This is a genomic window from Serratia sp. YC16 (genome assembly GCF_009707615.1).
In the GTDB taxonomy this organism is placed as follows: domain Bacteria; phylum Pseudomonadota; class Gammaproteobacteria; order Enterobacterales; family Enterobacteriaceae; genus Serratia; species Serratia surfactantfaciens.
Genome location: NZ_WLYN01000001.1, coordinates 692,051 through 714,213, shown reverse-complemented (window position 1 = coordinate 714,213; position 22,163 = coordinate 692,051). Strand labels below are relative to the sequence as shown.

At 57.8% G+C, this 22,163-nt stretch carries 22 protein-coding genes; 13 read left to right on the top strand and 9 right to left on the bottom strand.

The annotated features are described in order from the left end of the window. Positions 1-64 precede the first annotated feature (64 nt). Together pyk and GKN89_RS03270 are read right to left on the bottom strand one after the other, a co-directional pair. Complete coding sequence (gene pyk / locus GKN89_RS03275) at positions 65-1,507, bottom strand: pyruvate kinase (protein ID WP_019452801.1); 1,443 nt, start codon at positions 1,505-1,507, stop codon at positions 65-67. Between the two features lie 189 nt (positions 1,508-1,696). Beyond that, positions 1,697-2,569 (bottom strand): MurR/RpiR family transcriptional regulator, encoded by an 873-nt coding sequence (locus GKN89_RS03270; protein ID WP_019452800.1) that lies wholly within the window; start codon positions 2,567-2,569, stop codon positions 1,697-1,699. Between the two features lie 449 nt (positions 2,570-3,018). Between GKN89_RS03270 and zwf the strand changes: the two genes are divergently transcribed. From zwf to mdtI, 4 genes are all read left to right on the top strand, one after another. Beyond that, positions 3,019-4,494: a glucose-6-phosphate dehydrogenase gene (gene zwf, locus GKN89_RS03265; RefSeq protein ID WP_019452799.1), complete on the top strand. Its 1,476-nt coding sequence runs from the start codon at positions 3,019-3,021 to the stop codon at positions 4,492-4,494. Between the two features lie 153 nt (positions 4,495-4,647). Next, on the top strand, positions 4,648-5,289 hold the full coding sequence (locus GKN89_RS03260) for a bifunctional 4-hydroxy-2-oxoglutarate aldolase/2-dehydro-3-deoxy-phosphogluconate aldolase (protein ID WP_154746333.1): 642 nt from the start codon (positions 4,648-4,650) through the stop codon (positions 5,287-5,289). A gap of 552 nt (positions 5,290-5,841) precedes the next feature. After that, a complete protein-coding gene (gene mdtJ, locus GKN89_RS03255) occupies positions 5,842-6,210 on the top strand; it encodes a multidrug/spermidine efflux SMR transporter subunit MdtJ (RefSeq protein ID WP_019452797.1) in 369 nt (122 codons plus the stop codon). Continuing rightward, the gene (gene mdtI, locus GKN89_RS03250; protein WP_074054019.1) at positions 6,197-6,526 is read left to right on the top strand and encodes a multidrug/spermidine efflux SMR transporter subunit MdtI; all 330 of its coding nucleotides are present in this window, start codon (positions 6,197-6,199) and stop codon (positions 6,524-6,526) included. Before mdtJ ends, mdtI begins: the two co-directional genes overlap by 14 nt. 63 nt (positions 6,527-6,589) lie before the next feature. Here the strand turns inward: mdtI and GKN89_RS03245 are convergent, their stop codons facing one another. Beyond that, a complete protein-coding gene (locus tag GKN89_RS03245; RefSeq protein ID WP_019452795.1) occupies positions 6,590-6,934 on the bottom strand; it encodes a RidA family protein in 345 nt (114 codons plus the stop codon). Between the two features lie 133 nt (positions 6,935-7,067). On the opposite strand from GKN89_RS03245, the gene GKN89_RS03240 reads away from it, so the two are divergent. The 5 genes from GKN89_RS03240 to rnd all read left to right on the top strand — a co-directional run bounded on the left by GKN89_RS03240 (position 7,068) and on the right by rnd (position 13,557). After that, positions 7,068-8,984 carry an ATP-dependent DNA helicase gene (locus tag GKN89_RS03240; RefSeq protein WP_063918479.1) on the top strand — a complete coding sequence of 639 codons (1,917 nt, stop codon included), beginning with the start codon at positions 7,068-7,070 and terminating at the stop codon, positions 8,982-8,984. 79 nt (positions 8,985-9,063) lie between these two features. Continuing rightward, entirely contained in the window at positions 9,064-9,765 is a 702-nt protein-coding gene (gene tsaB, locus GKN89_RS03235; protein WP_154746332.1) for a tRNA (adenosine(37)-N6)-threonylcarbamoyltransferase complex dimerization subunit type 1 TsaB, read from the top strand. Between the two features lie 100 nt (positions 9,766-9,865). After that, a complete protein-coding gene (locus tag GKN89_RS03230; RefSeq protein WP_063918637.1) occupies positions 9,866-10,456 on the top strand; it encodes a Slp family lipoprotein in 591 nt (196 codons plus the stop codon). Positions 10,457-10,665: 209 nt separating this feature from the next. After that, on the top strand, positions 10,666-12,354 hold the full coding sequence (gene fadD, locus GKN89_RS03225) for a long-chain-fatty-acid--CoA ligase FadD (RefSeq protein ID WP_019452791.1): 1,689 nt from the start codon (positions 10,666-10,668) through the stop codon (positions 12,352-12,354). 81 nt (positions 12,355-12,435) lie between these two features. Continuing rightward, positions 12,436-13,557, top strand: coding sequence for a ribonuclease D (gene rnd / locus GKN89_RS03220; protein WP_154746331.1), 1,122 nt, complete (start codon positions 12,436-12,438; stop codon positions 13,555-13,557). Positions 13,558-13,794: 237 nt separating this feature from the next. On the opposite strand, the gene minE is transcribed toward rnd, so the two are convergent. From minE to minC, 3 genes are read right to left on the bottom strand one after another with little or no spacing between them, the layout of a single operon-like run. Next, a complete protein-coding gene (minE, locus tag GKN89_RS03215; protein WP_004932303.1) occupies positions 13,795-14,064 on the bottom strand; it encodes a cell division topological specificity factor MinE in 270 nt (89 codons plus the stop codon). A gap of 3 nt (positions 14,065-14,067) precedes the next feature. After that, positions 14,068-14,880: a septum site-determining protein MinD gene (gene minD, locus GKN89_RS03210; protein ID WP_004932300.1), complete on the bottom strand. Its 813-nt coding sequence runs from the start codon at positions 14,878-14,880 to the stop codon at positions 14,068-14,070. 25 nt (positions 14,881-14,905) lie between these two features. Then, on the bottom strand, positions 14,906-15,601 hold the full coding sequence (gene minC / locus GKN89_RS03205; RefSeq protein ID WP_019452789.1) for a septum site-determining protein MinC: 696 nt from the start codon (positions 15,599-15,601) through the stop codon (positions 14,906-14,908). Positions 15,602-15,737: 136 nt separating this feature from the next. On the opposite strand from minC, the gene GKN89_RS03200 reads away from it, so the two are divergent. The 4 genes from GKN89_RS03200 to GKN89_RS03185 all read left to right on the top strand — a co-directional run bounded on the left by GKN89_RS03200 (position 15,738) and on the right by GKN89_RS03185 (position 18,345). Continuing rightward, complete coding sequence (locus GKN89_RS03200) at positions 15,738-16,010, top strand: YcgL domain-containing protein (RefSeq protein ID WP_019452788.1); 273 nt, start codon at positions 15,738-15,740, stop codon at positions 16,008-16,010. Positions 16,011-16,038: 28 nt separating this feature from the next. Beyond that, a complete protein-coding gene (locus tag GKN89_RS03195) occupies positions 16,039-17,061 on the top strand; it encodes a lytic transglycosylase domain-containing protein (protein ID WP_154746330.1) in 1,023 nt (340 codons plus the stop codon). Between the two features lie 58 nt (positions 17,062-17,119). Beyond that, complete coding sequence (locus tag GKN89_RS03190) at positions 17,120-17,776, top strand: fumarylacetoacetate hydrolase family protein (RefSeq protein WP_025159804.1); 657 nt, start codon at positions 17,120-17,122, stop codon at positions 17,774-17,776. Between the two features lie 122 nt (positions 17,777-17,898). After that, positions 17,899-18,345 carry a YcgN family cysteine cluster protein gene (locus tag GKN89_RS03185; protein ID WP_025159803.1) on the top strand — a complete coding sequence of 149 codons (447 nt, stop codon included), beginning with the start codon at positions 17,899-17,901 and terminating at the stop codon, positions 18,343-18,345. Between the two features lie 120 nt (positions 18,346-18,465). Here the strand turns inward: GKN89_RS03185 and GKN89_RS03180 are convergent, their stop codons facing one another. From GKN89_RS03180 to nhaB, 3 genes are all read right to left on the bottom strand, one after another. After that, positions 18,466-19,227: an aspartyl/asparaginyl beta-hydroxylase domain-containing protein gene (locus GKN89_RS03180; protein ID WP_154746329.1), complete on the bottom strand. Its 762-nt coding sequence runs from the start codon at positions 19,225-19,227 to the stop codon at positions 18,466-18,468. 701 nt (positions 19,228-19,928) lie between these two features. Continuing rightward, positions 19,929-20,459: a disulfide bond formation protein DsbB gene (gene dsbB / locus GKN89_RS03175; RefSeq protein ID WP_004932277.1), complete on the bottom strand. Its 531-nt coding sequence runs from the start codon at positions 20,457-20,459 to the stop codon at positions 19,929-19,931. A 120-nt stretch (positions 20,460-20,579) separates the two neighbouring features. Next, the gene (gene nhaB / locus GKN89_RS03170; RefSeq protein ID WP_063918474.1) at positions 20,580-22,145 is read right to left on the bottom strand and encodes a sodium/proton antiporter NhaB; all 1,566 of its coding nucleotides are present in this window, start codon (positions 22,143-22,145) and stop codon (positions 20,580-20,582) included. Positions 22,146-22,163: the final 18 nt, after the last annotated feature.

Sequence of the window (22,163 nt, the reverse complement as noted above, 5' to 3'; positions counted from 1 at the left end):
CGATGTCAGGGCAAAAAAAATGCCGGCCATCGTGGGACGGCCGGCATTTCGTCTGCGGCGTGGATTACTCGACGCGCAGGATACGGCTGGTATTGGTGGTGCCGACGGTTTCCATCACGTCGCCCTGGGTGACGATCACCAGGTCGCCGGAAACCAGGAAGCCTTTGTCGCGCAGGCGATTGACAGCTTCGTTGGCGGCGATCACGCCGTCTTTGTGGCTGTCGAAGTACACCGGCGTTACGCCGCGATACAGTGCGGTCAGGTTCAGCGTGTGTTCATGACGGGACATGGCGAAGATCGGCAGGCCGGAGCTGATGCGTGACATCATCAGCGCGGTGCGGCCGGATTCGGTCATGGCGATCAGCGCGGTGACGCCTTTCAGGTGGTTGGCCGCATACATCGAAGACATGGCGATCGCCTCTTCGATGTTGTCGAACTGCACGTCCAGACGGTGTTTGGAAACGTTGATGCTCGGGATCTTCTCGGCGCCGAGACAAACGCGCGCCATTGCCGCGACGGTTTCCGCCGGGTATTGGCCGGCAGCGGTTTCCGCCGACAGCATGACGGCATCGGTGCCGTCCAGCACGGCGTTGGCCACGTCCATGACCTCGGCGCGGGTCGGCATCGGGTTGGTGATCATCGACTCCATCATCTGGGTCGCGGTGATCACCGCGCGGTTCAGGGTGCGGGCGCGGCGGATCAGTTTCTTCTGAATGCCGACCAGTTCCGGATCGCCGATTTCGACGCCCAGATCGCCACGGGCGACCATCACCACGTCGGAGGCCAGAATGATGTCGTCCATCGCTTCGTCGCTGCACACCGCTTCGGCGCGTTCAACCTTGGATACGATCTTGGCGTTGCAGCCTGCGTCGCGCGCCAGACGGCGGGCGTAGTTCAGGTCTTCGCCGGTGCGCGGGAAGGAAACCGCCAGGTAGTCGACGCCGATCTTGGCGGCGGTAACGATGTCCGCCTTGTCTTTTTCGGTCAGCGCTTCGGCCGACAGGCCACCGCCGAGTTTATTGATGCCCTTGTTGTTGGACAGCGGGCCGCCAACGGTCACTTCGGTAAATACTTTCATGCCCTGAACTTCGAGCACTTTCAGCTGAACGCGGCCGTCGTCGAGCAGCAGGACGTCGCCCGGCACCACGTCGGCAGGCAGGCCTTTATAGTCGATACCGACTTTTTCTTTGTCGCCTTCGCCTTTGGACAGGTTGGCGTCCAGCAGGAATTTATCGCCCACGTTGAGGAAAATCTTGCCTTCCTTAAAGGTGGATACGCGGATTTTTGGCCCTTGCAGGTCGCCGAGGATAGCGACGTGACGCCCCAGTTTGGCAGCGATTTCGCGCACTTTGTCAGCGCGAGCCTGGTGATCTTCCGGGCTGCCATGGGAGAAGTTGAGCCGAACTACGTTGGCGCCGGCGGCAATGATCTTTTCCAGATTATTGTCGCGGTCTGTAGCCGGACCCAGGGTGGTAACGATTTTGGTTCTTCTGAGCCGTCTGGACATGTATTACTCCGTTGACTGGTGAAGCAAATATTGGTGTTGCGATAACGTCGGATAACGAAACCAGGCGTGAAATGTAATTTTACAACACTGATATTTCACCCGGGTTACCCGCATGAGCGTGTTAACAGGGTACAGCCTCTGATGCCGCCATTCAAATGTCTGTTGAACGGCGATTTTTTCTTCGTAAGGTTACGAGTCAAAACTGTTGGGAATGACCACGCCTTTATCAAAGCGCGATTCTTTGAGCGCTTCTTTGACCCGCTTCAAGTTATCTCTGAATTTAGCCCCTCTGCGCAAGGTAAATCCGGTGGCGAGCACGTCAATGAGCGTTAATTGCGCGATCCGCGACACCATCGGCATATAAACGTCGGTGTCCTCGGGCACGTCGAGCAGTAGAGCGAGGGTCGCCGCCTGAGCGAGCGGGGTATCGCGCGAGGTGATGGCCAGCACCGTGGCGTCGTTTTCGCGCGCCAACTGGGCCATCTCCACCAGATTCTTGGTGCGACCGGTATGCGAGATCAACACCACCACGTCGCCTTCGCCGGAGTTCATGCAGCTCATGCGCTGCATGACGATGTCATCGAAGTAGACCACCGGGATGTTGAAGCGGAAAAATTTGTTCATCGCGTCGTGCGCCACCGCCGCAGAGGCGCCCAGGCCGAAGAAAGAGATCTTTTTTGCCTGGGTGAGCAGGTCAACCGCACGATTGATTGCGGCAATATCCAAATTTGCCTTTACTGTATCCAGGCTGGCCATCACCGACTCGAAGATCTTGCTGGTATAGGCATCGACGCTGTCATCTTCCTCGACGTTACGGTTTACGTAAGGCGTGCCGTTGGCCAGGCTCTGGGCGAGATGCAGTTTGAAGTCGGGAAAGCCTTTAGTATCAAGGCGGCGGCAAAAACGGTTGACGGTGGGTTCGCTGACGTCGGCCATGCGCGCCAGCGTAGCGATGCTGGAGTGAATAGCGGTCTGCGGGGAGGCCAGGATCACCTCGGCGACTTTCCTTTCAGATTTGCTCAGGAGTTCCAGATGGCTCTGGATTTTGTCCAGCGTATTCATATAACGAGAGTCACTCATGGTTTTATCCCTGTGGCTTTCAAGCGACAGCGTCGAATTTCGTCCGTGTACGCCGTGCAAGCAGACGCCAAACGAGCGGCTGTAACCTGAAATCGATAGGGTATGTCGATTTCAAATAAAGGAGAAATCAATGCCGGTTTAGTGAAAATATACTACGTGCTGGTAACCGTTGGCAGTCTCGACAGGGCGTATGCAGGCTTTTTTCACCAGAATATGACCTGTGTCTAACTTTCATAATGGTAACAGAGCGTCAAAAAAGACGAAAAATTACAGTTTTGTCCACCTGCAACGGCTCTGCCGCGCAGTGGCGCTTACCACTGGAATCTTTGGGGCTTTTTTTCTGCTTTTGCACCGGGTTTGCTGGCCGTAGTCAAACAGAGTACATTAGTAATGTAAGAAAATTACAAATATCCTGCAACGAGGAGATGAACATGGCGGTAACCTCTACAGCCCAGGCGTGTGACCTGGTTATTTTCGGCGCGAAAGGTGATTTGGCGCGCCGTAAACTGCTGCCTTCCCTGTACCAGTTAGAGAAAGCCGGACACATCCACCCGGATACGCGGATCATCGGCGTCGGCCGCGCGGAGTGGGATAAAAAAGCTTATACCGAAGTGGTCAAGGAAGCGCTTGGCACCTTCATGAAGGAAAAACTGGATGACGAACTCTGGGCCACGCTGAGCGCGCGCCTGGACTTCTGCAACCTGGACGTCAACGACAGCAAGAACTTTACCAAACTGGGTAAAATGCTGGATCAGAAGCACCGCACCACCATCAACTACTTCGCTATGCCGCCAAGCACCTTCGGCGCCATTTGCAAAGGGTTGGGCGAAGCCAAGCTGAACCACGAGCCGGCGCGCGTGGTGATGGAGAAACCGCTGGGCACCGATCTGGCGTCCTCCCGCGTGATCAACGATCAGGTGGCTGAGTACTTCAATGAGTCCCAGGTTTACCGTATCGACCACTATCTCGGCAAAGAGACGGTGTTGAACCTGTTGGCGCTGCGCTTCGCCAACTCGCTGTTCGCGTCCAACTGGGATAACCGCACCATCGACTCGGTGCAGATCACCGTAGCGGAAGAGGTGGGCATCGAAGGGCGCTGGGGTTACTTCGACCAGGCCGGCCAGATGCGCGACATGATCCAGAACCACCTGCTGCAGATCCTGACCATGATCGCCATGTCGCCGCCGGCGGATCTGACCACCGACCGCATCCGCGACGAGAAGGTCAAGGTACTGCGTTCGCTGCGCCGCATCGATCAGACCAATGTCCGGGAAACCACCGTGCGCGGTCAGTACACCGCCGGCTTCGTCCAGGGCAAGAAAGTGCCGGGCTATCTGGAAGAAGAGGGGGCGAACAAGAGCAGCAGCACCGAAACCTTCGTCTCCATCCGCGTGGATATCGACAACTGGCAGTGGGCCGGGGTGCCGTTCTACCTGCGCACCGGTAAACGTCTGCCGACCAAATGTTCGGAAGTGGTGGTGTACTTCAAAAACCCGCCGCTTAACCTGTTCAGCGACTCGTATCAGCAGCTGCCGCAGAACAAGCTGACCATCCGTCTGCAACCGGACGAAGGCATCGAAATTCAGGTGCTGAACAAGGTGCCGGGGCTGGATCACAAGCACCGCTTGCAGACCACCAAGCTGGATCTGAGCTTCTCGGAAACCTTCAATCAGGAGCACGTGGCGGACGCCTATGAGCGCCTGTTGCTGGAGACCATGCGCGGCATCCAGGCGCTGTTCGTGCGCCGTGATGAAGTGGAAGAGGCCTGGAAGTGGGTCGACTCCATCATGGACGCGTGGAAAGCCGACAACGAAGCGCCTAAGCCTTATCAGGCGGGCACCTGGGGGCCGGTGGCCTCGGTGGCGATGATCACCCGCGACGGCCGTTCCTGGAACGAGTTCGAGTAATGCGCAATGCCGGCAGCCTGTCTGCCGGCTTTTTTTTACCTGCGATCTGCGCGTGGGCCACATCACTTACGGTACGGCCGGCGTCCGCGCGTTTGCGCGGAACCCTGTGGCAGGGGCGTGCCATTGTTAACCGCGAGTAATGGAGAAATAACGATGAAAAACTGGAAAACCAGCGCCGAACAGCTCCTGACGGCGGGACCGGTGGTGCCGGTTATCGTGATCAACAAGCTGGAACAGGCGGTTCCGCTGGCGAAAGCGCTGGTTGCCGGGGGCGTGCGGGTGCTGGAGGTGACGTTGCGCACCGCCTGTGCGCTGGAGGCGATTCGCGCTATCGCTAAAGAGGTGCCGGAGGCGATCATCGGCGCCGGTACGGTGATCAATCCGCAGCAGCTGCGGGAGGTGACCGAGGCGGGGGCGCAGTTCGCCATCAGCCCGGGGTTGACCGAAGCCTTGCTGCAGGCGGCGACGGCGGGGACGATCCCGCTTATTCCGGGCATCAGCACCGTTTCTGAACTGATGCAGGGGATGGATTACGGCCTGCGCGAGTTCAAATTCTTCCCGGCGGAAGCCAACGGCGGAGGGAAGGCGCTGCAGGCGATCGGCGGTCCGTTCCCGCAGGTGCGTTTCTGCCCGACCGGCGGCATTACGCCGAACAATTATCGCGATTATCTGGCGCTGAAAAGCGTGCTCTGCATCGGCGGCTCCTGGCTGGTGCCGGCGGACGCGCTCGACAGCGGCGACTACGCGCGCATCACCGAACTGGCGCGCAATGCCGTCAGCGGCGCCGCGTCGTAACCCGCGCCGCGCCTGAGGTTGGCGCTTATTTGCACATCCTGGATTATCTCAAGGCTCAACGCTCCGTTGGGCCTTTTTTAATTTTCATTGCAATTAACTTTATTATTTTTAACCCGTTTTTTTCTGCTTTTTTATGAAAACGGCAGTTTGCTTTCTTATTTTGGCTGTGGTAAAAATATCTCAGTTGAAAATTTTACTTTTATGAGGATATTGGGCAAATCGCACGGTGTGCGGCTGATAATAGAGAACTATTATGATGACTATTAACGGAACTACCCTCAGAACCTCTACTTGCCAACTCTTCCTGTCTGCGATCCTTGCCAGTGAGCATCACTGGTGCAGCGAGCTATAGCGTCTTTCTCCCTTAACCGGTGCAGGTAGCGGGCTTACGCCTTCACGCTATCGTTCAGCCGGGCAAACATTCTTTTTGCGTTTGGGTCAGTTTATCCCCAGGGATCTCTGCGTCTTGCGCGCCGCACGGCGGCCGTTTGACGAGATAAATCGGGATAAATATGCCTTGGCGCGCGTTATTCGCCGTTTGGGAGAAAAATTATGATTTATTGGATCTTTTTAGGTTTGGCCATCATGACCGAAATCATCGGCACCTTGTCGATGAAATACGCCAGCGTCAATGGCGGCATGAGCGGGCATATCGTGATGTATGTGATGATTACCGCGTCTTACGTGTTGCTGTCTGTCGCGGTAAAACGCGTAGCGCTGGGCGTGGCCTATGCGCTGTGGGAAGGGATCGGCATTCTGTTCATCACCCTGTTCAGCGTGCTGTGGTTCGACGAGCCCATCTCTGTGCTGAAGGTGCTGGGTCTGGCGACGCTGATCGCCGGCATCATGCTGGTGAAATCCGGCACCCGCAAAGAGCGAAAACAGGTCAGCCCGCGAGGTGACAACCATGCAACAGTTTGAGTTGTACCACATCGGGTTCCTGGGTCTGGCGATCGTGTTGGAAATCGTCGCCAACATCTTCCTGAAGATGTCGGACGGCTTCCGTAAAATTTGGTTGGGGCTGTTGTCGCTGCTGTCGGTACTCGGCGCGTTCAGCGCCCTGGCGCAGGCGGTAAAGGGCATCGATCTGTCGATCGCTTATGCGCTGTGGGGCGGTTTCGGTATCGCCGCCACTATCGCTGCGGGCTGGATCATGTTCGGCCAGCGGTTAAACGCCAAAGGCTGGATCGGCCTGGCGCTGTTGCTGGCGGGGATGGTGATCCTCAAACTGTCCTGATAGCGGGCAATAAAAAAACCGCAGGCATAGCCGCCTGCGGTTTTTTTTCGTCTGCGCTCAGGCTTACAGCGCGGCGATGATTTTGATTTCCACCTTGTACTTCGGATTCATCAGCTGCGCCTGCACGGTGCAGCGCACCGGCGCGCTGCCGGCGACCACCCAGGCGTCCCAGGCGGCGTTCATCGCAGCGAAGTCGGCGGTGTTGGCCAGGAAAATGGTGGCGTCAAGAATACGGCTCTTATCCGAACCTACGCGCGCCAGCAGCACGTCAATGGCGGCAAGGGCGTTGGCGGTCTGCGCGGTCGCGTCATCGTCCAGGTTCTCCGGCACGCTGGTGTAGTAAACGGTCTCGTTGTGCACCACGGCTTCGGACCAGCGCTTATCGGGATCAATTCTTTCAATATTCATTTGCTTATCTCCATATCATCGTCCCGCTAAGGGTAGCACAGCCGGTGATGAAAAAGCGCGGCGATAAAGTGGGTGGTAGCCGGGCGGCAGGCTTGGCATAATCACCGCTGAATGACACCGGCAGAGAGACAGCGTGACAGACGATTTTGCAACAGACGGCGCATTGGCGCAGGCTATCAAGGGATTCAAACCGCGTGAGCCGCAGCGGCAGATGGCGCAAGCCGTCACCGAGGCGATCAATTTCAAGCAGGAACTGGTGGTGGAAGCCGGCACCGGCACCGGCAAGACCTTCGCTTATCTGGCGCCGGCATTGCGCGCCGATCGCAAAGTGATCATCTCTACCGGTTCGAAAGCGTTGCAGGATCAGCTGTATGCGCGCGATCTGCCCACCGTCGCCAAGGCGCTGAAGTACAAAGGCAAGCTGGCGCTGCTCAAGGGGCGTTCCAACTACCTGTGCCTGGAGCGACTGGAGCAGCAGTCGATGGCCGGCGGCGAGCTGGCGGGCCAGACGCTGATCGACCTGGTGCAGCTGCGCAAGTGGTCGTCGCAGACCAAAGAGGGCGATATCAGCACCTGCAGCGAAGTGGCGGAAGACAGCTTCGTCTGGCCGCTGGTGACCAGCACCAATGACAACTGTCTGGGTAGCGACTGCCCGCTGTATCAGGATTGCTTCGTGGTCAAGGCGCGCCGCCGCGCGATGGATGCGGATGTGGTGGTGGTGAACCATCACCTGTTCCTGGCGGATATGGTGGTGAAAGAGGGCGGTTTCGCCGAGCTGATCCCGGAAGCCGAGGTGATGATTTTCGATGAAGCGCACCAAATTCCCGACATCGCCAGCCAGTATTTCGGCCAGCAGCTCACCAGCCGCCAGTTGCTGGATCTGGCGAAGGACATCACCATCGCCTACCGCACCGAGGTGCGCGACGCCGCCCAACTGCAAAAAAGCGCCGACCGTCTCAGCCTGAGTACGCAAGATTTCCGCCTGAATCTGGGGGAGCCGGGCTTTCGCGGCAATCTGCGCGACGTGCTGGGCGAACCGAACGTGCAGCGCGCTCTGTTGTTGCTCGATGACGCGCTGGAGCTGTGTTATGACGTCATGAAACTGTCGCTGGGGCGTTCGGCGCTGCTGGATGCCGCTTTTGAGCGCGCCACGCTGTATCGCGCGCGCCTCAAACGGCTGAAGGCGGTGACGGAGCCGGGCTACAGCTATTGGTATGAATGCAATTCACGCCACTTCGTGTTGGCGCTGACGCCGCTGACGGTGGCCGATCGGTTCCGCGAAATGCTGGACGAGAAGCCGGGCAGTTGGATCTTTACCTCGGCCACGCTGTCGGTCAACGATCGGTTGGGCCATTTCACCGAACGGTTGGGGCTGACCAAGGCTAAAACGTTGCTGCTGCCGAGCCCATTCGACTATGCCAAACAGGCGTTGCTGTGCGTGCCGCGCTTTTTGCCTTCGCCGAATCAACCGGGCGGAGCGCGCCAGCTGGCGCGCATGCTGCGGCCGTTAATCGAAGCCAACAACGGCCGCTGCTTCTTCTTATGCACCTCGCATCAGATGATGCGCGAGCTGGCGGAAGAGTTCCGCGCCACGATGACGCTGCCGGTATTATTGCAAGGGGAAACCAGCAAAGGGCAGTTGCTGGCGCAGTTCGTTGCCGCCGGTAACGCGCTGTTGGTGGCGACCAGCAGTTTTTGGGAAGGGGTGGACGTGCGCGGTGATGCGCTATCTTGCGTCATCATCGATAAGCTGCCGTTCACGTCACCGGACGATCCGCTGCTGAAGGCACGCATTGAAGATTGCCGCCTGCGCGGCGGCGATCCGTTCAATGACGTGCAGTTGCCGGATGCGGTCATCACCCTGAAGCAGGGCGTTGGGCGTTTGATCCGCGATACCGACGATCGCGGCGTGCTGGTGATTTGCGATAATCGTCTGGTGATGCGCCCTTATGGCGAGGTGTTCCTCAACAGCCTGCCGCCCACGCCGCGCACCCGCGATCTGAAGCAGGCGATCGCCTTCCTGCAGGCCGCCGAGACGTCGGCTACGTGAAAGATGAAGGGCTTACGGGGCTGTGCTACAATGCGCGCCCTGTATGAAAAACCCAGTTTTATTCCCGCCAGAGGTTGGCATGTCCACGCGAATTTTAGCGATCGATACCGCGACGGAAGCCTGTTCCGTCGCCGTCTGGAATCAAGGCGAAATCCACGCCCTGTTTGAGCTGTGCCCACGCGAGCATACGCAACGTATTTTACCTATGGTGCAGCAGGTGCTGGCGGAATCCGGTCTGGCGCTCAACCAGCTCGATGCGCTGGCCTTCGGCCGCGGCCCCGGCAGTTTTACCGGGGTGCGTATCGGCATCGGCATCGCTCAGGGCCTGGCGCTGGGCGCCGAGCTGCCGATGATTGGCGTTTCCACGCTGCAAACCATGGCGCAGGGCGCCTGGCGCGTCAGCGGCGCTGAACGCGTGCTGGCGGCGATCGATGCGCGCATGGGCGAGGTCTACTGGGGGCAGTTCGAGCGTCAGGCTGACGGCCGCTGGCTGGAAAGCGAAGGCGAGGCGGTGCTGTCGCCGGTTCAGGCGTTGGAGCGCGCGCAGCGCCTGCAGGGGGAATGGGCCCACGTCGGCACCGGCTGGCAAACCTATCCCGATCTGGTCAAGGGTTCCGCTCTGAGCGTGCGTGACGGCCAGATGCTGTTGCCGCAGGCGCAAGACATGCTGCCGCTGGCGCTGCACGCCTGGCAACAGGGGCTGGCGGTGGCGGTAGAAAACGCCGAGCCGACCTACCTGCGCAATGAAGTGACCTGGAAAAAGCTGCCGGGCCGTGAGTAATCGCGGCGTATTGTGCTGTTGTTGATGCCGGGCGATGAAGGCCTGCAACTTGAACGATGAAACGCGGTCAAAGTTACAGGCATTTCAGGAGATTGCGACCATGTTAATCCGCACTGCAAGTAAAAAGCTGTCGCTGCTGGCCATCGCCTGCGGCGCGCTGGTTCTGACCGGGTGCGTCACCGTACCGGATGCGATCAAAGGCTCCAGCCCTTCGCCGGTGACTCAGCTTTCCTCGGTACAAAATGCACCGAACCTGTTTACCGGCGCGGAAGCCCGCTTCGGCGGCACCGTGGTGAACGTCGCCAACGAACAGGGGCGTACGGTGCTGGAGATCGCGGCAGTGCCGCTCGACAGCGGTGCGCGGCCGATATTGGGTGAACCCTCGCGCGGCCGCTTGCTGGCCACGGTAAATGGTTTCCTCGAGCCGGTTGATTTCAAAGGCCAACTGGTGACCGTTGTCGGCCCCATTACCGGCCTGAAAGAGGGGCGGATCGGCATGACGCCGTATCGCTTCGTGACGATGAACGTCACCGGTTTCAAACGCTGGCATCTGGTGCAGCAGGTGGTGATGCCGCCGGCGCCGATGGGGCCTTGGGGCTGGCGCGGTGGTCCGTGGGGACCCGGTTGGGGGGCTGGCTATGGTTGGTACAACCCTGGCCCGGCACAGGTGCAAACCATCGTAACCGAGTAGCATACGCTTGATGTGAACAAATTTGACAGGGCGGCTCAGGCCGCCCTTTTGCTTTTTGGGATAAGGAATATCCGACAATTAGTGACGTACATCGCAACCTGAATAATGTTTAAAACCCGAACTGGTCTGCTGAGTTAAAATATTGTTATGGTTAGGCTGCGAGTTTGAGGGCTGCGATGATAATTAGTAATGATTTCAGGAGTAATACCTTGGATAAGGTCTGGTTAAAACGGTATCCGGCAGATGTGCCCGCAGAGATTGATGCCGATCGCTATTCGTCGTTGATCGAAATGTTTGAGCATGCCGTGCAGCGCTATGCCGATCAGCCCGCCTTTATCAATATGGGTGAGGTGATGACCTTCCGCAAACTGGAAGAACGCAGCCGGGCTTTCGCGGCTTACCTGCAAAATGAACTGGGCCTCAAGAAGGGCGACCGCGTCGCGCTGATGATGCCTAACCTGCTGCAATATCCCATCGCCTTGTTTGGCATTCTGCGCGCCGGTATGGTGGTGGTCAACGTCAACCCGCTGTATACCCCGCGCGAGCTGGAGCACCAGTTAAACGACAGCGGCGCCAGCGCCATTGTCATCGTGTCCAACTTCGCCCATACGCTGGAAAAAGTGGTGTTCAACACCCAGGTCAAGCACGTGATTCTGACGCGCATGGGCGATCAGCTTTCGGCCGCCAAAGGCACGCTGGTCAACTTCGTGGTCAAATACGTCAAGCGTCTGGTGCCGAAATACAACCTGCCGGATGCCATTTCATTCCGCAGCGCGCTGCAGCGCGGCCGCCGCCTGCAGTATGTAAAACCGGACATCATTAATGCCGATCTGGCCTTCCTGCAATACACCGGCGGCACGACCGGCGTGGCGAAGGGCGCGATGCTGACGCACCGCAACATGCAGGCCAACCTCGAGCAGGCCAAAGCCGCCTATTCGCCGCTGTTCCGTGAAGGGCAGGAACTGGTGGTGACGGCGTTGCCGCTGTATCACATTTTCGCGCTGACGGTGAACTGCCTGCTGTTTATCGACCTGGGCGGGCGCAATTTGCTGATCACCAACCCGCGCGACATTCCAGGGCTGGTGAAAGAACTGGGCAAATATCCGTTCACCGCCATGAGCGGGGTGAATACGCTGTTCAACGCGTTGCTGAACAACGAAGATTTCCACAAGCTCGATTTCTCTACGCTGCGCTTCTCGGTTGGCGGCGGCATGTCGGTGCAAAAGGCGGTGGCCGAGAAATGGGAGAAAACCACCGGCAAGCATTTGCTGGAAGGTTACGGCCTGACGGAGTGCGCACCGCTGGTGGCCGGCAACCCTTACGATCTGAAACACTACAGCGGCAGCATCGGCCTGCCGGTGCCGTCGACGGATATTCGACTGGTGGATGACAACGGTCAGGATGTGCCGCCGGGTGAACCGGGCGAACTGTGGGTCAAAGGGCCACAAGTTATGTTAGGCTATTGGCAGCGCCCGGAAGCCACCGACGAAGTGCTGAAAGACGGCTGGCTGGCGACCGGCGATGTGGTTACCGTAGACGAGCAGGGGTTTGTGCGCATCGTCGACCGCAAGAAAGACATGATCCTGGTCTCTGGTTTCAACGTCTATCCGAACGAGATCGAGGATGTGGTGAGCCAGCACCCGAAAGTGCTGGAATGTGCGGCGATCGGCGTGCCCAGTGAGGTTTCCGGTGAAACGGTGAAGATCTGCGTGGTGAAGAAAGACGCCTCGCTGACCAAGGAAGAGCTGTTGACCCATTGCCGCCGTCACCTGACCGGGTATAAAGTGCCTAAAATTGTTGAGTTCCGCGATGAGCTGCCGAAGTCGAACGTCGGCAAGATATTGCGGCGAGAACTGCGCGAGGAGCAAAAAACGCCGAAGCCGGCCGATGCCGCCTAGGTTTTGCCTTTGCGCCTGACTATCGACAACGCCGGTGAATGCCGGCGTTGTTGTGTTTGAATCCTACAAGAGAATGATGTTTTGAATTATCAGTTGATCACTACCGATGCCGGATTGCAGCAGGTCTGCGAGCAGGCGAGAAAGCATGCCCAGATAGCGCTGGACACCGAGTTTGTCAGAACGCGCACCTACTATCCGCAGCTGGGCCTGATCCAGCTCTACGACGGTGAACAACTCTCCCTTATCGATCCTTTGCCGATCAAGCAGTGGCAGCCGTTTGTCGACCTGTTGGCCGACACCGCCGTGGTGAAATTCCTGCATGCCGGCAGCGAAGATCTCGAAGTGTTTCTCAACGCCTTTAAGACGCTGCCGACGCCGATGGTCGATACCCAGATCCTGGCGGCCTTTACCGGCCGGCCGCTCTCCTGCGGTTTCGCGACGCTGGTGGCGGAGTACATGAAGGTTGAGCTGGACAAAAGCGAGTCGCGCACCGACTGGCTGGCGCGCCCGCTGACCGAAAGACAGTGCGTATACGCGGCGGCCGACGTGTTCTATCTGCTGCCGATGGCCAAACAGCTGGTGCAGGAGACCGAAGAGGCCGGTTGGACCGCGGCGGCCAATAACGAGTGCCTGCTGTTGTGCCAACGCCGCAGCGAGACGCTGGCGCCGGAATTGGCCTATCGTGAAATCAGCAATGCCTGGCAGCTGCGTCCGCGCCAGCTGGGTTGTCTGCAGAAGCTGGCGGAGTGGCGGTTGCGCCAGGCGCGCGAGCGCGATTTGGCGGTGAACTTCGTGGTGCGGGAGGAAAACCTGTGGCAGGTGGCGCGCTATATGCCTTCTTCGCTGGGAGAACTGGATTCGCTGGGTCTGAGCGGGCCGGAGATCCGTTATCACGGTAAAACGCTGCTGGCGCTGGTGGCCGAGGCCGAAGCCTTGGACGAAGGCGAGCTGCCGGCGCCGTTGGCCAACCTTATCGATCAGCCGGGCTACAAGAAGGTGTTTAAAGACATCAAGGCGGCGATCGCCACCGTCAGCGAGCAAAGTGGGTTGAGCAGCGAGCTGCTGGCGTCCCGTCGCCAAATTAACCAACTGCTGAACTGGCATTGGAAACTGAAGGACGGCGAGAGTCGCCCTGAATTAATCAGCGGCTGGCGTGGCGATTTATTAATGGCGCCGTTGCAGGAGATCCTGAAAGAATATTAATCGCTGGCACTCACCAGGGCAGGGTAAGGAAACTCTGCTCGGGTGAATATAGGCAGGAAATAATGCGTTGAAGGTAAATCTGGCCAGAATTTACTTTAAACGAGGTGGCGGCAAAGTTAATTGGGAATTGTCCCAAAGGGAAAAATCGCTTTTTTGCTGCCGATGATGCTTATTAACTGGATGCACATACAGTTACCCCCTGCATAAAATATACAGGGGGTAATTAATGCGTCGCAATCATTTAGCTGCTTCTTCCGATTCCGGTAATGTCACGTTAAGTTCAAGTACCGAAATATCGTCCCCTTTCTGCTCGAACTGCACATGCAGCATTTCAGGATCGATCTGAATGTATTTGCAAATAACCGCCAGAATATCGCGTTTCAGATCAGGCAGATACGGGGGCTCACTGTCCCCGCGACGACGCTCTGCGACGATAATCTGCAGCCGTTCCTTGGCTATATTGGCTGTCTGTTTTTTGCGGGACAGAAAGAAGTCTAATAAGGCCATGGTTTATCCCCCAAAAAGGCGTTTCAGGAAACCCTTCTTCTCTTCTTCAATGAAGCGGAATGGGCGTTCTTCCCCCAACAAGCGGCAAACGGTATCGTCATACGCCTTACCGGCGTCTGACTCGGCATCCAGAATGACAGGCTCACCCTGGTTGGAAGCACGCAGCACTGACTGGTCTTCCGGAATCACACCCACCAGCGGAATGCGCAGGATCTCCAGCACGTCTTCCATGCTCAGCATGTCACCACGGCTGACGCGGCCCGGGTTGTAACGGGTCAGCAGCAGGTGTTCCTTGATAGGCGATTCGCCTTTCTCGGCACGGCGCGACTTGGAAGAAAGGATCCCCAGAATACGGTCGGAGTCACGTACCGAAGAGACTTCCGGGTTGGTGGTGATGATAGCTTCGTCGGCGAAGTACAGCGCCATCAGCGCACCGGTTTCGATACCGGCCGGCGAGTCGCACACCACGAAGTCAAAATCCATCTCACCGAGATCGTTGAGGACCTTTTCAACGCCTTCTCGGGTAAGCGCGTCTTTGTCGCGCGTCTGCGAAGCAGGCAGGATATAGAGGTTTTCAGTGCGTTTGTCTTTGATCAACGCCTGATTCAGCGTGGCGTCGCCCTGAATCACGTTCACGAAATCATAAACTACCCGACGTTCGCAGCCCATAATCAGGTCAAGATTACGCAGACCGATATCGAAATCGATCACCACGGTTTTCTTGCCTTTCTGGGCCAGGCCGGTAGCGATGGCCGCGCTCGAAGTGGTCTTGCCAACGCCCCCTTTACCCGATGTAACAACAATAATGCGTGCCATGAAATGGATTCCTTGTCAAAAGGGCTTAGTTTAAAGGTTGTATGGTTAAAGCGTTATCCAACAGGCTGAGTCGTACGGCCTGCCCGACGTAATCGGACGGGATTTGATCGCTCAACCAGTACTGCCCTGCGATAGAGACTAGCTCAGCCGCCAGGTGGGTGCAAAAAATCTGACATTGCGTGTCGCCTGACGCGCCTGCCAGTGCGCGGCCGCGCATCATGCCATAGACGTGAATATTGCCGTCGGCAATCAATTCGGCGCCGGCGCTGACGCTGCTGGTCACGATAAGATCGCAGTTGCGGGCGTAAATCTGTTGGCCGGAACGGACAGGCGTGCTGATGATGCGCGTTTTGGCGGGGGCGTTATCCGCCGCCACTGGCGCAGGGGTAGGCTCCGGCGCCGCCATTTTCTGGCCTTTGCCTTCGCTCAGCAGCGGTAGCCCGGCGCGGGCTATCGCGCGCTTTTGTCGCTCATCTCTGCAACCGCTGATACCCACAACGCGCAGACCTGCCGCCGCGACAGCCTGTTGAAGTTCTTTCCAGTTCGCATCGCCATCCAGCGTTGCGACGTTGATAACAACAGGGGCGTTTTTCAGAAAAGCGGGCGCTTGCTCAACTTTTTCTTGTAACGCCTGACGTATTACCTCGGGCTGCGAATTATGCAAATGAACAACCGATAGGGTAAAACTGCTGCCTTTTAGCTCAATTGGCGATTGTGACATCTATCCTGACTCAGTCTCAGCAACTTTAAATCCCCGGAATACCACTCGGGGTGCGATATTCCGATGTACTATAAGCATGTTATAGTCAGAGTTATATCCAGGCAAGACGCTCCCTCAATTAAATAGAGTTAAAAAAATGCTTTGTGTGATCTATAGAAGCCCGAAACGCGATCAAACTTATCTTTATGTCGAAAAAAAAGACGATTTCTCTCGTGTGCCGGAAGAGCTGATGAAAAGTTTCGGCGTGCCGCAATTCGCCATGATGCTTTCGCTCGATGAACGCAAGAAATTGGCTTCGGCGGATATCGAAAAGGTGAAGCAGGCGCTGAAAGACGAAGGCTATTACCTGCAGTTCCCGCCGCCGGTTGAAAATCTGCTCAACCAGCATCTGGCGGGCGACAAGTCCTGAGGCAGGCGCTGCGGCCAGGGGAGGCGCGATGACACGTTCGGTGAGAACAACCGCGCTGGCCGTTTGGCTGGCGCTGGGCGGTGCGCTGATACCGGGCTCGTCACACGCGGCGCAGGAGACGACGCTGGCGGCGAGCGGCCGCGATCCGGCGCAGTTTCCGGCGTATGTCGAGCAGCTTAAGCGGCGGGCGAGGGAGCAGGGCATCAGTCAGGGCACGCTCGACCGCGCTTTTGCGCAAATCCATTTCGTCGATCGGGTGATCAAGGCCGATCGCAATCAGCCGGAGCAGAAGGTAACCCTGGACGACTACCTGCGGCGGATGATGTCGCCCGTCAAGGTGCGCCAGGGGCGCGAACTGTACCGGCAGCGCCATGCGCAATTGTCGCGGGCCAGCGGGCGCTATCGGGTGCCGGGGCGCTATATCATCGCGCTGTGGGGCATGGAGAGTGCCTATGGCAAGATTCAGGGGCGGGAAGACGTGGTGTCTGCGCTGGCGACGCTGGCGTTCGAAGGGCGCCGCGAAGCCTTTTTCAGTCAGGAGCTGCTGGCGGCGCTGCAGATAATCGAGCAGGGACACGTTGGCGATGCGTCGCTGAAAGGGTCCTGGGCCGGCGCGATGGGGCAATGCCAGTTTATGCCGAGTTCCTTCCTGCGCTATGCGGCGGATGGCGATGGTGACGGGCGCATCGATATCTGGAATAACATCGATGACGTATTTGCCTCTACCGCCAGCTATTTATCCAAAGAGGGCTGGCAGCCGGGCATCGGTTGGGGGCGCGAGGTCAAGCTGCCCGCCGGTTTCAACCGGGCCGAACTGGGGCTGAAGGATGCGCAGGCGCGCAGCGTCAACGATTGGCAACAACGCGGCGTTCGGCGTGCGGATGGCAGTGCGTTGCCGCACGCCATTCAGCGCGGCTGGATCATCGCGCCGGACGATCTGCAGGGGCGGACGTTCCTGGTCTATGATAATTTCCGCACCCTGATGCACTGGAATCGCTCTTACTATTTCGCTATCGCCGTGGGTATGATGGCGGACGCGATCGGACATTGATTCGACACACCAATAATCGGCTTGGCGCGCCAAGCCTCTACAGTTTGGGAGAAGCGGTATGTATCAACATAGAGACTGGCAGGGTTCGTTGCTCGATTTCCCGGTGAACAAGGTGGTTTGCGTCGGCAGCAACTACGCCGATCACATCAAGGAAATGGGCAGCGCGGTTTCCGTCGAGCCGGTGGTGTTTATCAAACCGGAAACGGCGCTGTGCGATATCCGCCAGCCGGTGGCCATCCCTAAAGAGTTCGGTTCAGTGCACCATGAGGTCGAGCTGGCGGTGCTGATCGGCACGCCGCTGAAACAGGCCAACGAAGACCGCGTGGCGCGGGCGATCGCCGGTTACGGCGTGGCGCTCGATCTGACGCTGCGCGATCTGCAGGCGGGCTTTAAAAAAGCCGGTCAGCCGTGGGAAAAGGCCAAGGCCTTCGACGGTTCCTGCCCGATGTCGGGATTTATCCCGGTAGCCGAGTTCGGCGATCCGCAAAACGCCGAGCTGTCGTTGACCGTTAACGACCAACTGCGCCAGCAGGGCAATACGCGTGACATGATCACGCCGATCCTGCCGCTTATCAGCTACATGAGCCGTTTCTTCACGCTGCGCGCCGGCGACATCATTCTGACCGGCACGCCGCAGGGCGTGGGCCCGATGGCTTCCGGCGACATGCTGAAAATCAGCCTGAACGGCAAAACCCTCAGCACCCGGGTGATCTGATTTCTCCTCGCCGCCGGCATCGTCGGCGGCAAAACTTGCATCTCGCGGCTAAAATGTCTATATAGTCCCCCCTCGAACCTGTGCGCAGGTGACTTTTCCCTTTACCTAAACCGGACGCTAACATGTCACAACTCGCTTTTTGGCAACAGAAAACGCTGGCGGAAATGTCAGAACAAGAGTGGGAGTCGTTGTGCGACGGGTGCGGGCAATGCTGTTTGAATAAGCTGATCGACGAAGATACCGACGAGATTTATTTTACCAACGTAGCCTGCAACCAGCTCAACATCAAATCCTGCCAATGCCGCAACTACGAGCGGCGCTTCGAGCTGGAAGAAGACTGCATCAAACTGACGCGCGAGAACCTCACCACCTTCGATTGGCTGCCACCTACCTGCGCCTACCGTCTGATTGGCGAAGGTAAACCGCTGTTCCCCTGGCACCCGTTGCTGAGCGGCTCCAAGGCGGCGATGCACGGTGAGCGCATCACGGTGCGGCATATCGCGGTGCGTGAGAGCGAAGTGGTGGACTGGCAGGACCATATCCTCAACAAGCCGGACTGGGCCAGGTAAAATCGGAACCCTTGCGGATCAAGGCGGAGCGCGATGCAAGAGGGCGGAGTGGTCGGGCACTCCCCCTTTGCGTTGTTGAGCTAACCCGCTGGCGTGGGGCTCATGGCATAAGCCGTCATTTCACTCTTTTTTATCGCGCCGGTGCCAGTTCGCCAGGTTTTTTAGCGGTTGTTTCACATAAGGGCTGGCTTTGATCAGGCTGAACAGCAGCTTATTCACCGCCGTACCCACCTTGTCCATCGGCCGGTCGATATCGAGAAACAACACCGCGCGCAGCTCGTCGGTATCATTACGCACTTCGTGCTCATAAGAGTCGTCAAACAAAATCACTTTGCCTTCATCCCAATGCAGGATTTGATCGTCAACGCGGATCCACAGCTTTTCCCGATCCTTTGGCACGATTAATCCCAGATGAGCGCGCACCACGGCACGCGTCGGGCCTTTGTGCGGCACGATATGATAGTGCGGCTTAAGGATAGAGAACATGGCGGTGCGCATGCCGGGGATCTCGCTGACCGCTTGCGCGGTACGCGGGCAAATGGCGCAGTTTTCATCAACGCGTTGCCCATAGACAAACAGCCCGAAGGTTTTCCAGTTATCCCCTTTGGAGATGCGTTTCTGATCCGGTGATATTTGGTGGAATGCGGGAATATCTTCAGGATGCTCCAACAGGCGATCCAACTCCTCCCGAATGGCGGGCCAACGGGCTTCCAGCGCCGTCACCCAATTAAATTCATGATTACCGATCTGCGGCGTGGTGGAGATTAGCGAATGGCGAGTCTGAAACTCGCCGTTCCAGCGCAGGAATCTTTTCCCTGTTTTAAGCAGCAGGCGACGCAGGAACGGGCGCTGAGACGAGGGAGGCAATGCGGTATCCGGCATAGATCGTGTCCTTGATATCATTTGCTGTAGTCAGCCAAAGACTGGGCCCGGCTTACTAGAGAAAAAGTGTGGAAATCCAAACGTCATCAGCATAGGTAAAGAATCAGGAACGATTTTAATCATTAGTGCGCGAACGGTGAGTCGAGACTCGATGCGCGCTATCAGCATTGCGGGATAAGGGAGAATTTTTGCAAGTCAGGGGGAAGGGGGAAGGGGGAAAAAAGCCCCTACATAGATGAGGGGCAAGACACACAACAACACCAGGGAAATCGGTAGTACTCACTTTGCCGATACTATAAGGATTTTATGGGCAAAGTTCACCAAAATATTGTGCTCTGAATGTGACAAAGGCGCAGTCGTTCATAAATAACGGTAATTTATTGTCGGCCGAAAGCCGAGAGGATTGCGCCGACATCGCCTGTTTTTGCCTGCTGGTATCACAGAAGTTTAATGTTATGTAAATTACGCGCGTAATCGAGCCAGGATGCTTCTTTTTAAGCGATAAGTTGGGTAATTTGGCCGCTCTCCCGCAAGTTCGAGAGCATAACAATGAAAATGGTTCGTCTGTTTGCCGTGGCTGGAGCGCTGATCGTGCTCGTTTATTTCCTCACACATACCTGAAATGGGGTTATCTCTGAATTTGACAGCAATACCCTAAAAAAAACGGCGCCTTCAGGCGCCGTTTTTGGTTTATGTACCGATCAGCGGCCGAACAGATCGCGGCGGCGTGGGCGAACAAACTGTGCGATCAACACGATCAGCGCCACCAGCAGGTAGGCGCCGAAGATGCCGACCAGCCATTGCGGCATTTCCAGGGTCAGGAACTGCCATTGGCGCACGGAACAGTCACCGGAGGCGTGGAACACCGCCGGCAGCCATTTGTCCAGCGGCAGCCACGAAGGGAAGCTGACGAAGAAATCGCAGGTATTGAACGGCGAAGGGTGCAGTTGGATCATGGTGTGCTTCCACGCCAGCTGAACGCCTTCCCAGGCGCTGTAGATCCACAGCAAGATCGCCGCGTAGCGCAGCGGGGTTTTCGGCGCGATGGCGCCCACCAGCGAGGCGCCGAGGATGCCGAACAGTGCGCAACGCTCGTAAATGCACATGACGCAGGGCTGCAGCAGCATCACGTGCTGGAAATAGAGCGCGACCAGTTCCAACACCAACGCTGTCAGGGCCATCAGCAGCCAGGCGCCGCGTCCTTGTGAACAGCGGTTAAAGAATTGCAACATATCTAGATTCTTCCATGCAGTAAGCAATTGAACCGGCAGTGTAAACCAATTCATCTTCGCTGCCAGCCACCTGGGCCGGTTTCCGCGTAAAAATAGTCGGTTTACTCTGCCGGCGCCGCATCAGTGGCCGATAGCGTCGAGAGGAGGCAGCGTCAGCCAGTGCCACTGCGTCAACAGTTCGGTCGCCGGCTCCAGCGTGAACTGTACGCACAGCAGGCCGACCACGGTCAGCACCACCGTATACGGCAGGGCCATCCACACCATGCGTCCATACGACAGGCGCACCAGCGGCGCCAGCGCCGACGTCAGCAGGAACAGGAACGCCGCCTGGCCGTTCGGGGTAGCGACAGAAGGCAGGTTGGTGCCGGTATTGATGGCGACCGCCAGCAGTTCAAACTGTTTCAGCGCAATGGCGCCAGACTCCAGCGCGGCACGCGCCTCGTTGATGTAAACCGTGCCGACGAACACGTTGTCGGAAACCGACGACAGCAGACCGTTGAACAGGTAGAACAGCGAAAGCTGAGAGGCGGGCTCGGCGCGCAGCACAAACTGGATCACCGGGCTGAACAGGTGCTGTTCGATGATCACCGCAACGACGGTGAAAAACACCGTCAACAGGGCGGTGAACGGCAGCGCTTCCTGGAACGCTTTGCCGATGGCGTGTTCATCGTTCACGCCGCACAGCGAGGTGGCGAGAATGATCACCGACAGGCCGATCAACCCGACCTCGGCCAGGTGGAAGGCCAGTGCCAACACCAGCCAAACGCCGATCAACGCCTGCATCACCAGCTTGAGACGTTCTTGCTTGCTGCGGCCTGCAGTGGCCTTGCGGTCATACTCTTTCAGCACCTCGCGCACTGCGTCCGGCAACTGCACGCCGTAGCCAAACAGACGAAAACGCTCTACCAGCCAGCAGACCAGCAGGCCGCACACCAGCACCGGCAAGGTGACCGGCGCCATACGCAGGAAGAAGTCGATAAAGCCCCAGTCCGCGCTCTTGGCGATGATCAGGTTCTGCGGCTCGCCCACCATCGTCATGACCCCGCCGAGCGCGGTGCCGACGCCGGCATGCATCAGCAGGCTGCGCAGAAAGGCGCGGAATTGTTCCAGCGTCTGTTTGCGCTCTTCGCCGGTGAAATCGCTGTCGTCGCCGATGTCGCCGTCGGGGCGATTTGAGGTCACGTTGTGATAGATGGAATAGAACCCTGTGGCGACGCTAATTACCACCGCCACGACCGTCAGCGCGTCGAGGAAAGCGGAAAGGAAGGCGGCGGCCAGGCAGAATGCCAGCGACAACAGCGTTTTCGAGCGGATGTTGAGCAGCAGTTTGGTAAATACGAACAGCAGCAGCTGCTTCATAAAGTAGATGCCGGCTACCATAAAGACCAGCAGCAGCAGCACTTCCAGATTATGTTCGATTTCCTGCGAGACCTGGGCCGGGCTGGTCATGCCGATGGCTACCGCCTCCAGCGCCAGCAGGCCGCCCGGCAGCAACGGGTAGCACTTCAACGCCATCGCCAGGGTAAAGATGAACTCCACCACCAGCAGCCAACCCGCGATAAACGGACTGGCGAAAAAGAACACCAGCGGGTTGATCGCCAGGAAAATAATAATGGTCAGTTTGTACCAGTCGGGAGATTGCCCCAGGAAGTTTTTGAGCAGGGCGCTGCGCAAGGTTGTTTCCATTGTCCTTTATGCATCCTT

What these genes read in the sequence shown, in the direction of transcription:
- pyk (WP_019452801.1), bottom strand. Translation starts at nt 1,507, where the DNA reads ATGTCCAGACGGCTCAGAAGAACCAAAATCGTTACCACCCTGGGTCCG.
- GKN89_RS03270 (WP_019452800.1), bottom strand. Translation starts at nt 2,569, where the DNA reads ATGAATACGCTGGACAAAATCCAGAGCCATCTGGAACTCCTGAGCAAA.
- zwf (WP_019452799.1), top strand. Translation starts at nt 3,019, where the DNA reads ATGGCGGTAACCTCTACAGCCCAGGCGTGTGACCTGGTTATTTTCGGC.
- GKN89_RS03260 (WP_154746333.1), top strand. Translation starts at nt 4,648, where the DNA reads ATGAAAAACTGGAAAACCAGCGCCGAACAGCTCCTGACGGCGGGACCG.
- mdtJ (WP_019452797.1), top strand. Translation starts at nt 5,842, where the DNA reads ATGATTTATTGGATCTTTTTAGGTTTGGCCATCATGACCGAAATCATC.
- mdtI (WP_074054019.1), top strand. Translation starts at nt 6,197, where the DNA reads ATGCAACAGTTTGAGTTGTACCACATCGGGTTCCTGGGTCTGGCGATC.
- GKN89_RS03245 (WP_019452795.1), bottom strand. Translation starts at nt 6,934, where the DNA reads ATGAATATTGAAAGAATTGATCCCGATAAGCGCTGGTCCGAAGCCGTG.
- tsaB (WP_154746332.1), top strand. Translation starts at nt 9,064, where the DNA reads ATGTCCACGCGAATTTTAGCGATCGATACCGCGACGGAAGCCTGTTCC.
- GKN89_RS03230 (WP_063918637.1), top strand. Translation starts at nt 9,866, where the DNA reads ATGTTAATCCGCACTGCAAGTAAAAAGCTGTCGCTGCTGGCCATCGCC.
- minE (WP_004932303.1), bottom strand. Translation starts at nt 14,064, where the DNA reads ATGGCCTTATTAGACTTCTTTCTGTCCCGCAAAAAACAGACAGCCAAT.
- minD (WP_004932300.1), bottom strand. Translation starts at nt 14,880, where the DNA reads ATGGCACGCATTATTGTTGTTACATCGGGTAAAGGGGGCGTTGGCAAG.
- minC (WP_019452789.1), bottom strand. Translation starts at nt 15,601, where the DNA reads ATGTCACAATCGCCAATTGAGCTAAAAGGCAGCAGTTTTACCCTATCG.
- GKN89_RS03200 (WP_019452788.1), top strand. Translation starts at nt 15,738, where the DNA reads ATGCTTTGTGTGATCTATAGAAGCCCGAAACGCGATCAAACTTATCTT.
- GKN89_RS03195 (WP_154746330.1), top strand. Translation starts at nt 16,039, where the DNA reads ATGACACGTTCGGTGAGAACAACCGCGCTGGCCGTTTGGCTGGCGCTG.
- GKN89_RS03190 (WP_025159804.1), top strand. Translation starts at nt 17,120, where the DNA reads ATGTATCAACATAGAGACTGGCAGGGTTCGTTGCTCGATTTCCCGGTG.
- GKN89_RS03185 (WP_025159803.1), top strand. Translation starts at nt 17,899, where the DNA reads ATGTCACAACTCGCTTTTTGGCAACAGAAAACGCTGGCGGAAATGTCA.
- GKN89_RS03180 (WP_154746329.1), bottom strand. Translation starts at nt 19,227, where the DNA reads ATGCCGGATACCGCATTGCCTCCCTCGTCTCAGCGCCCGTTCCTGCGT.
- dsbB (WP_004932277.1), bottom strand. Translation starts at nt 20,459, where the DNA reads ATGTTGCAATTCTTTAACCGCTGTTCACAAGGACGCGGCGCCTGGCTG.
- nhaB (WP_063918474.1), bottom strand. Translation starts at nt 22,145, where the DNA reads ATGGAAACAACCTTGCGCAGCGCCCTGCTCAAAAACTTCCTGGGGCAA.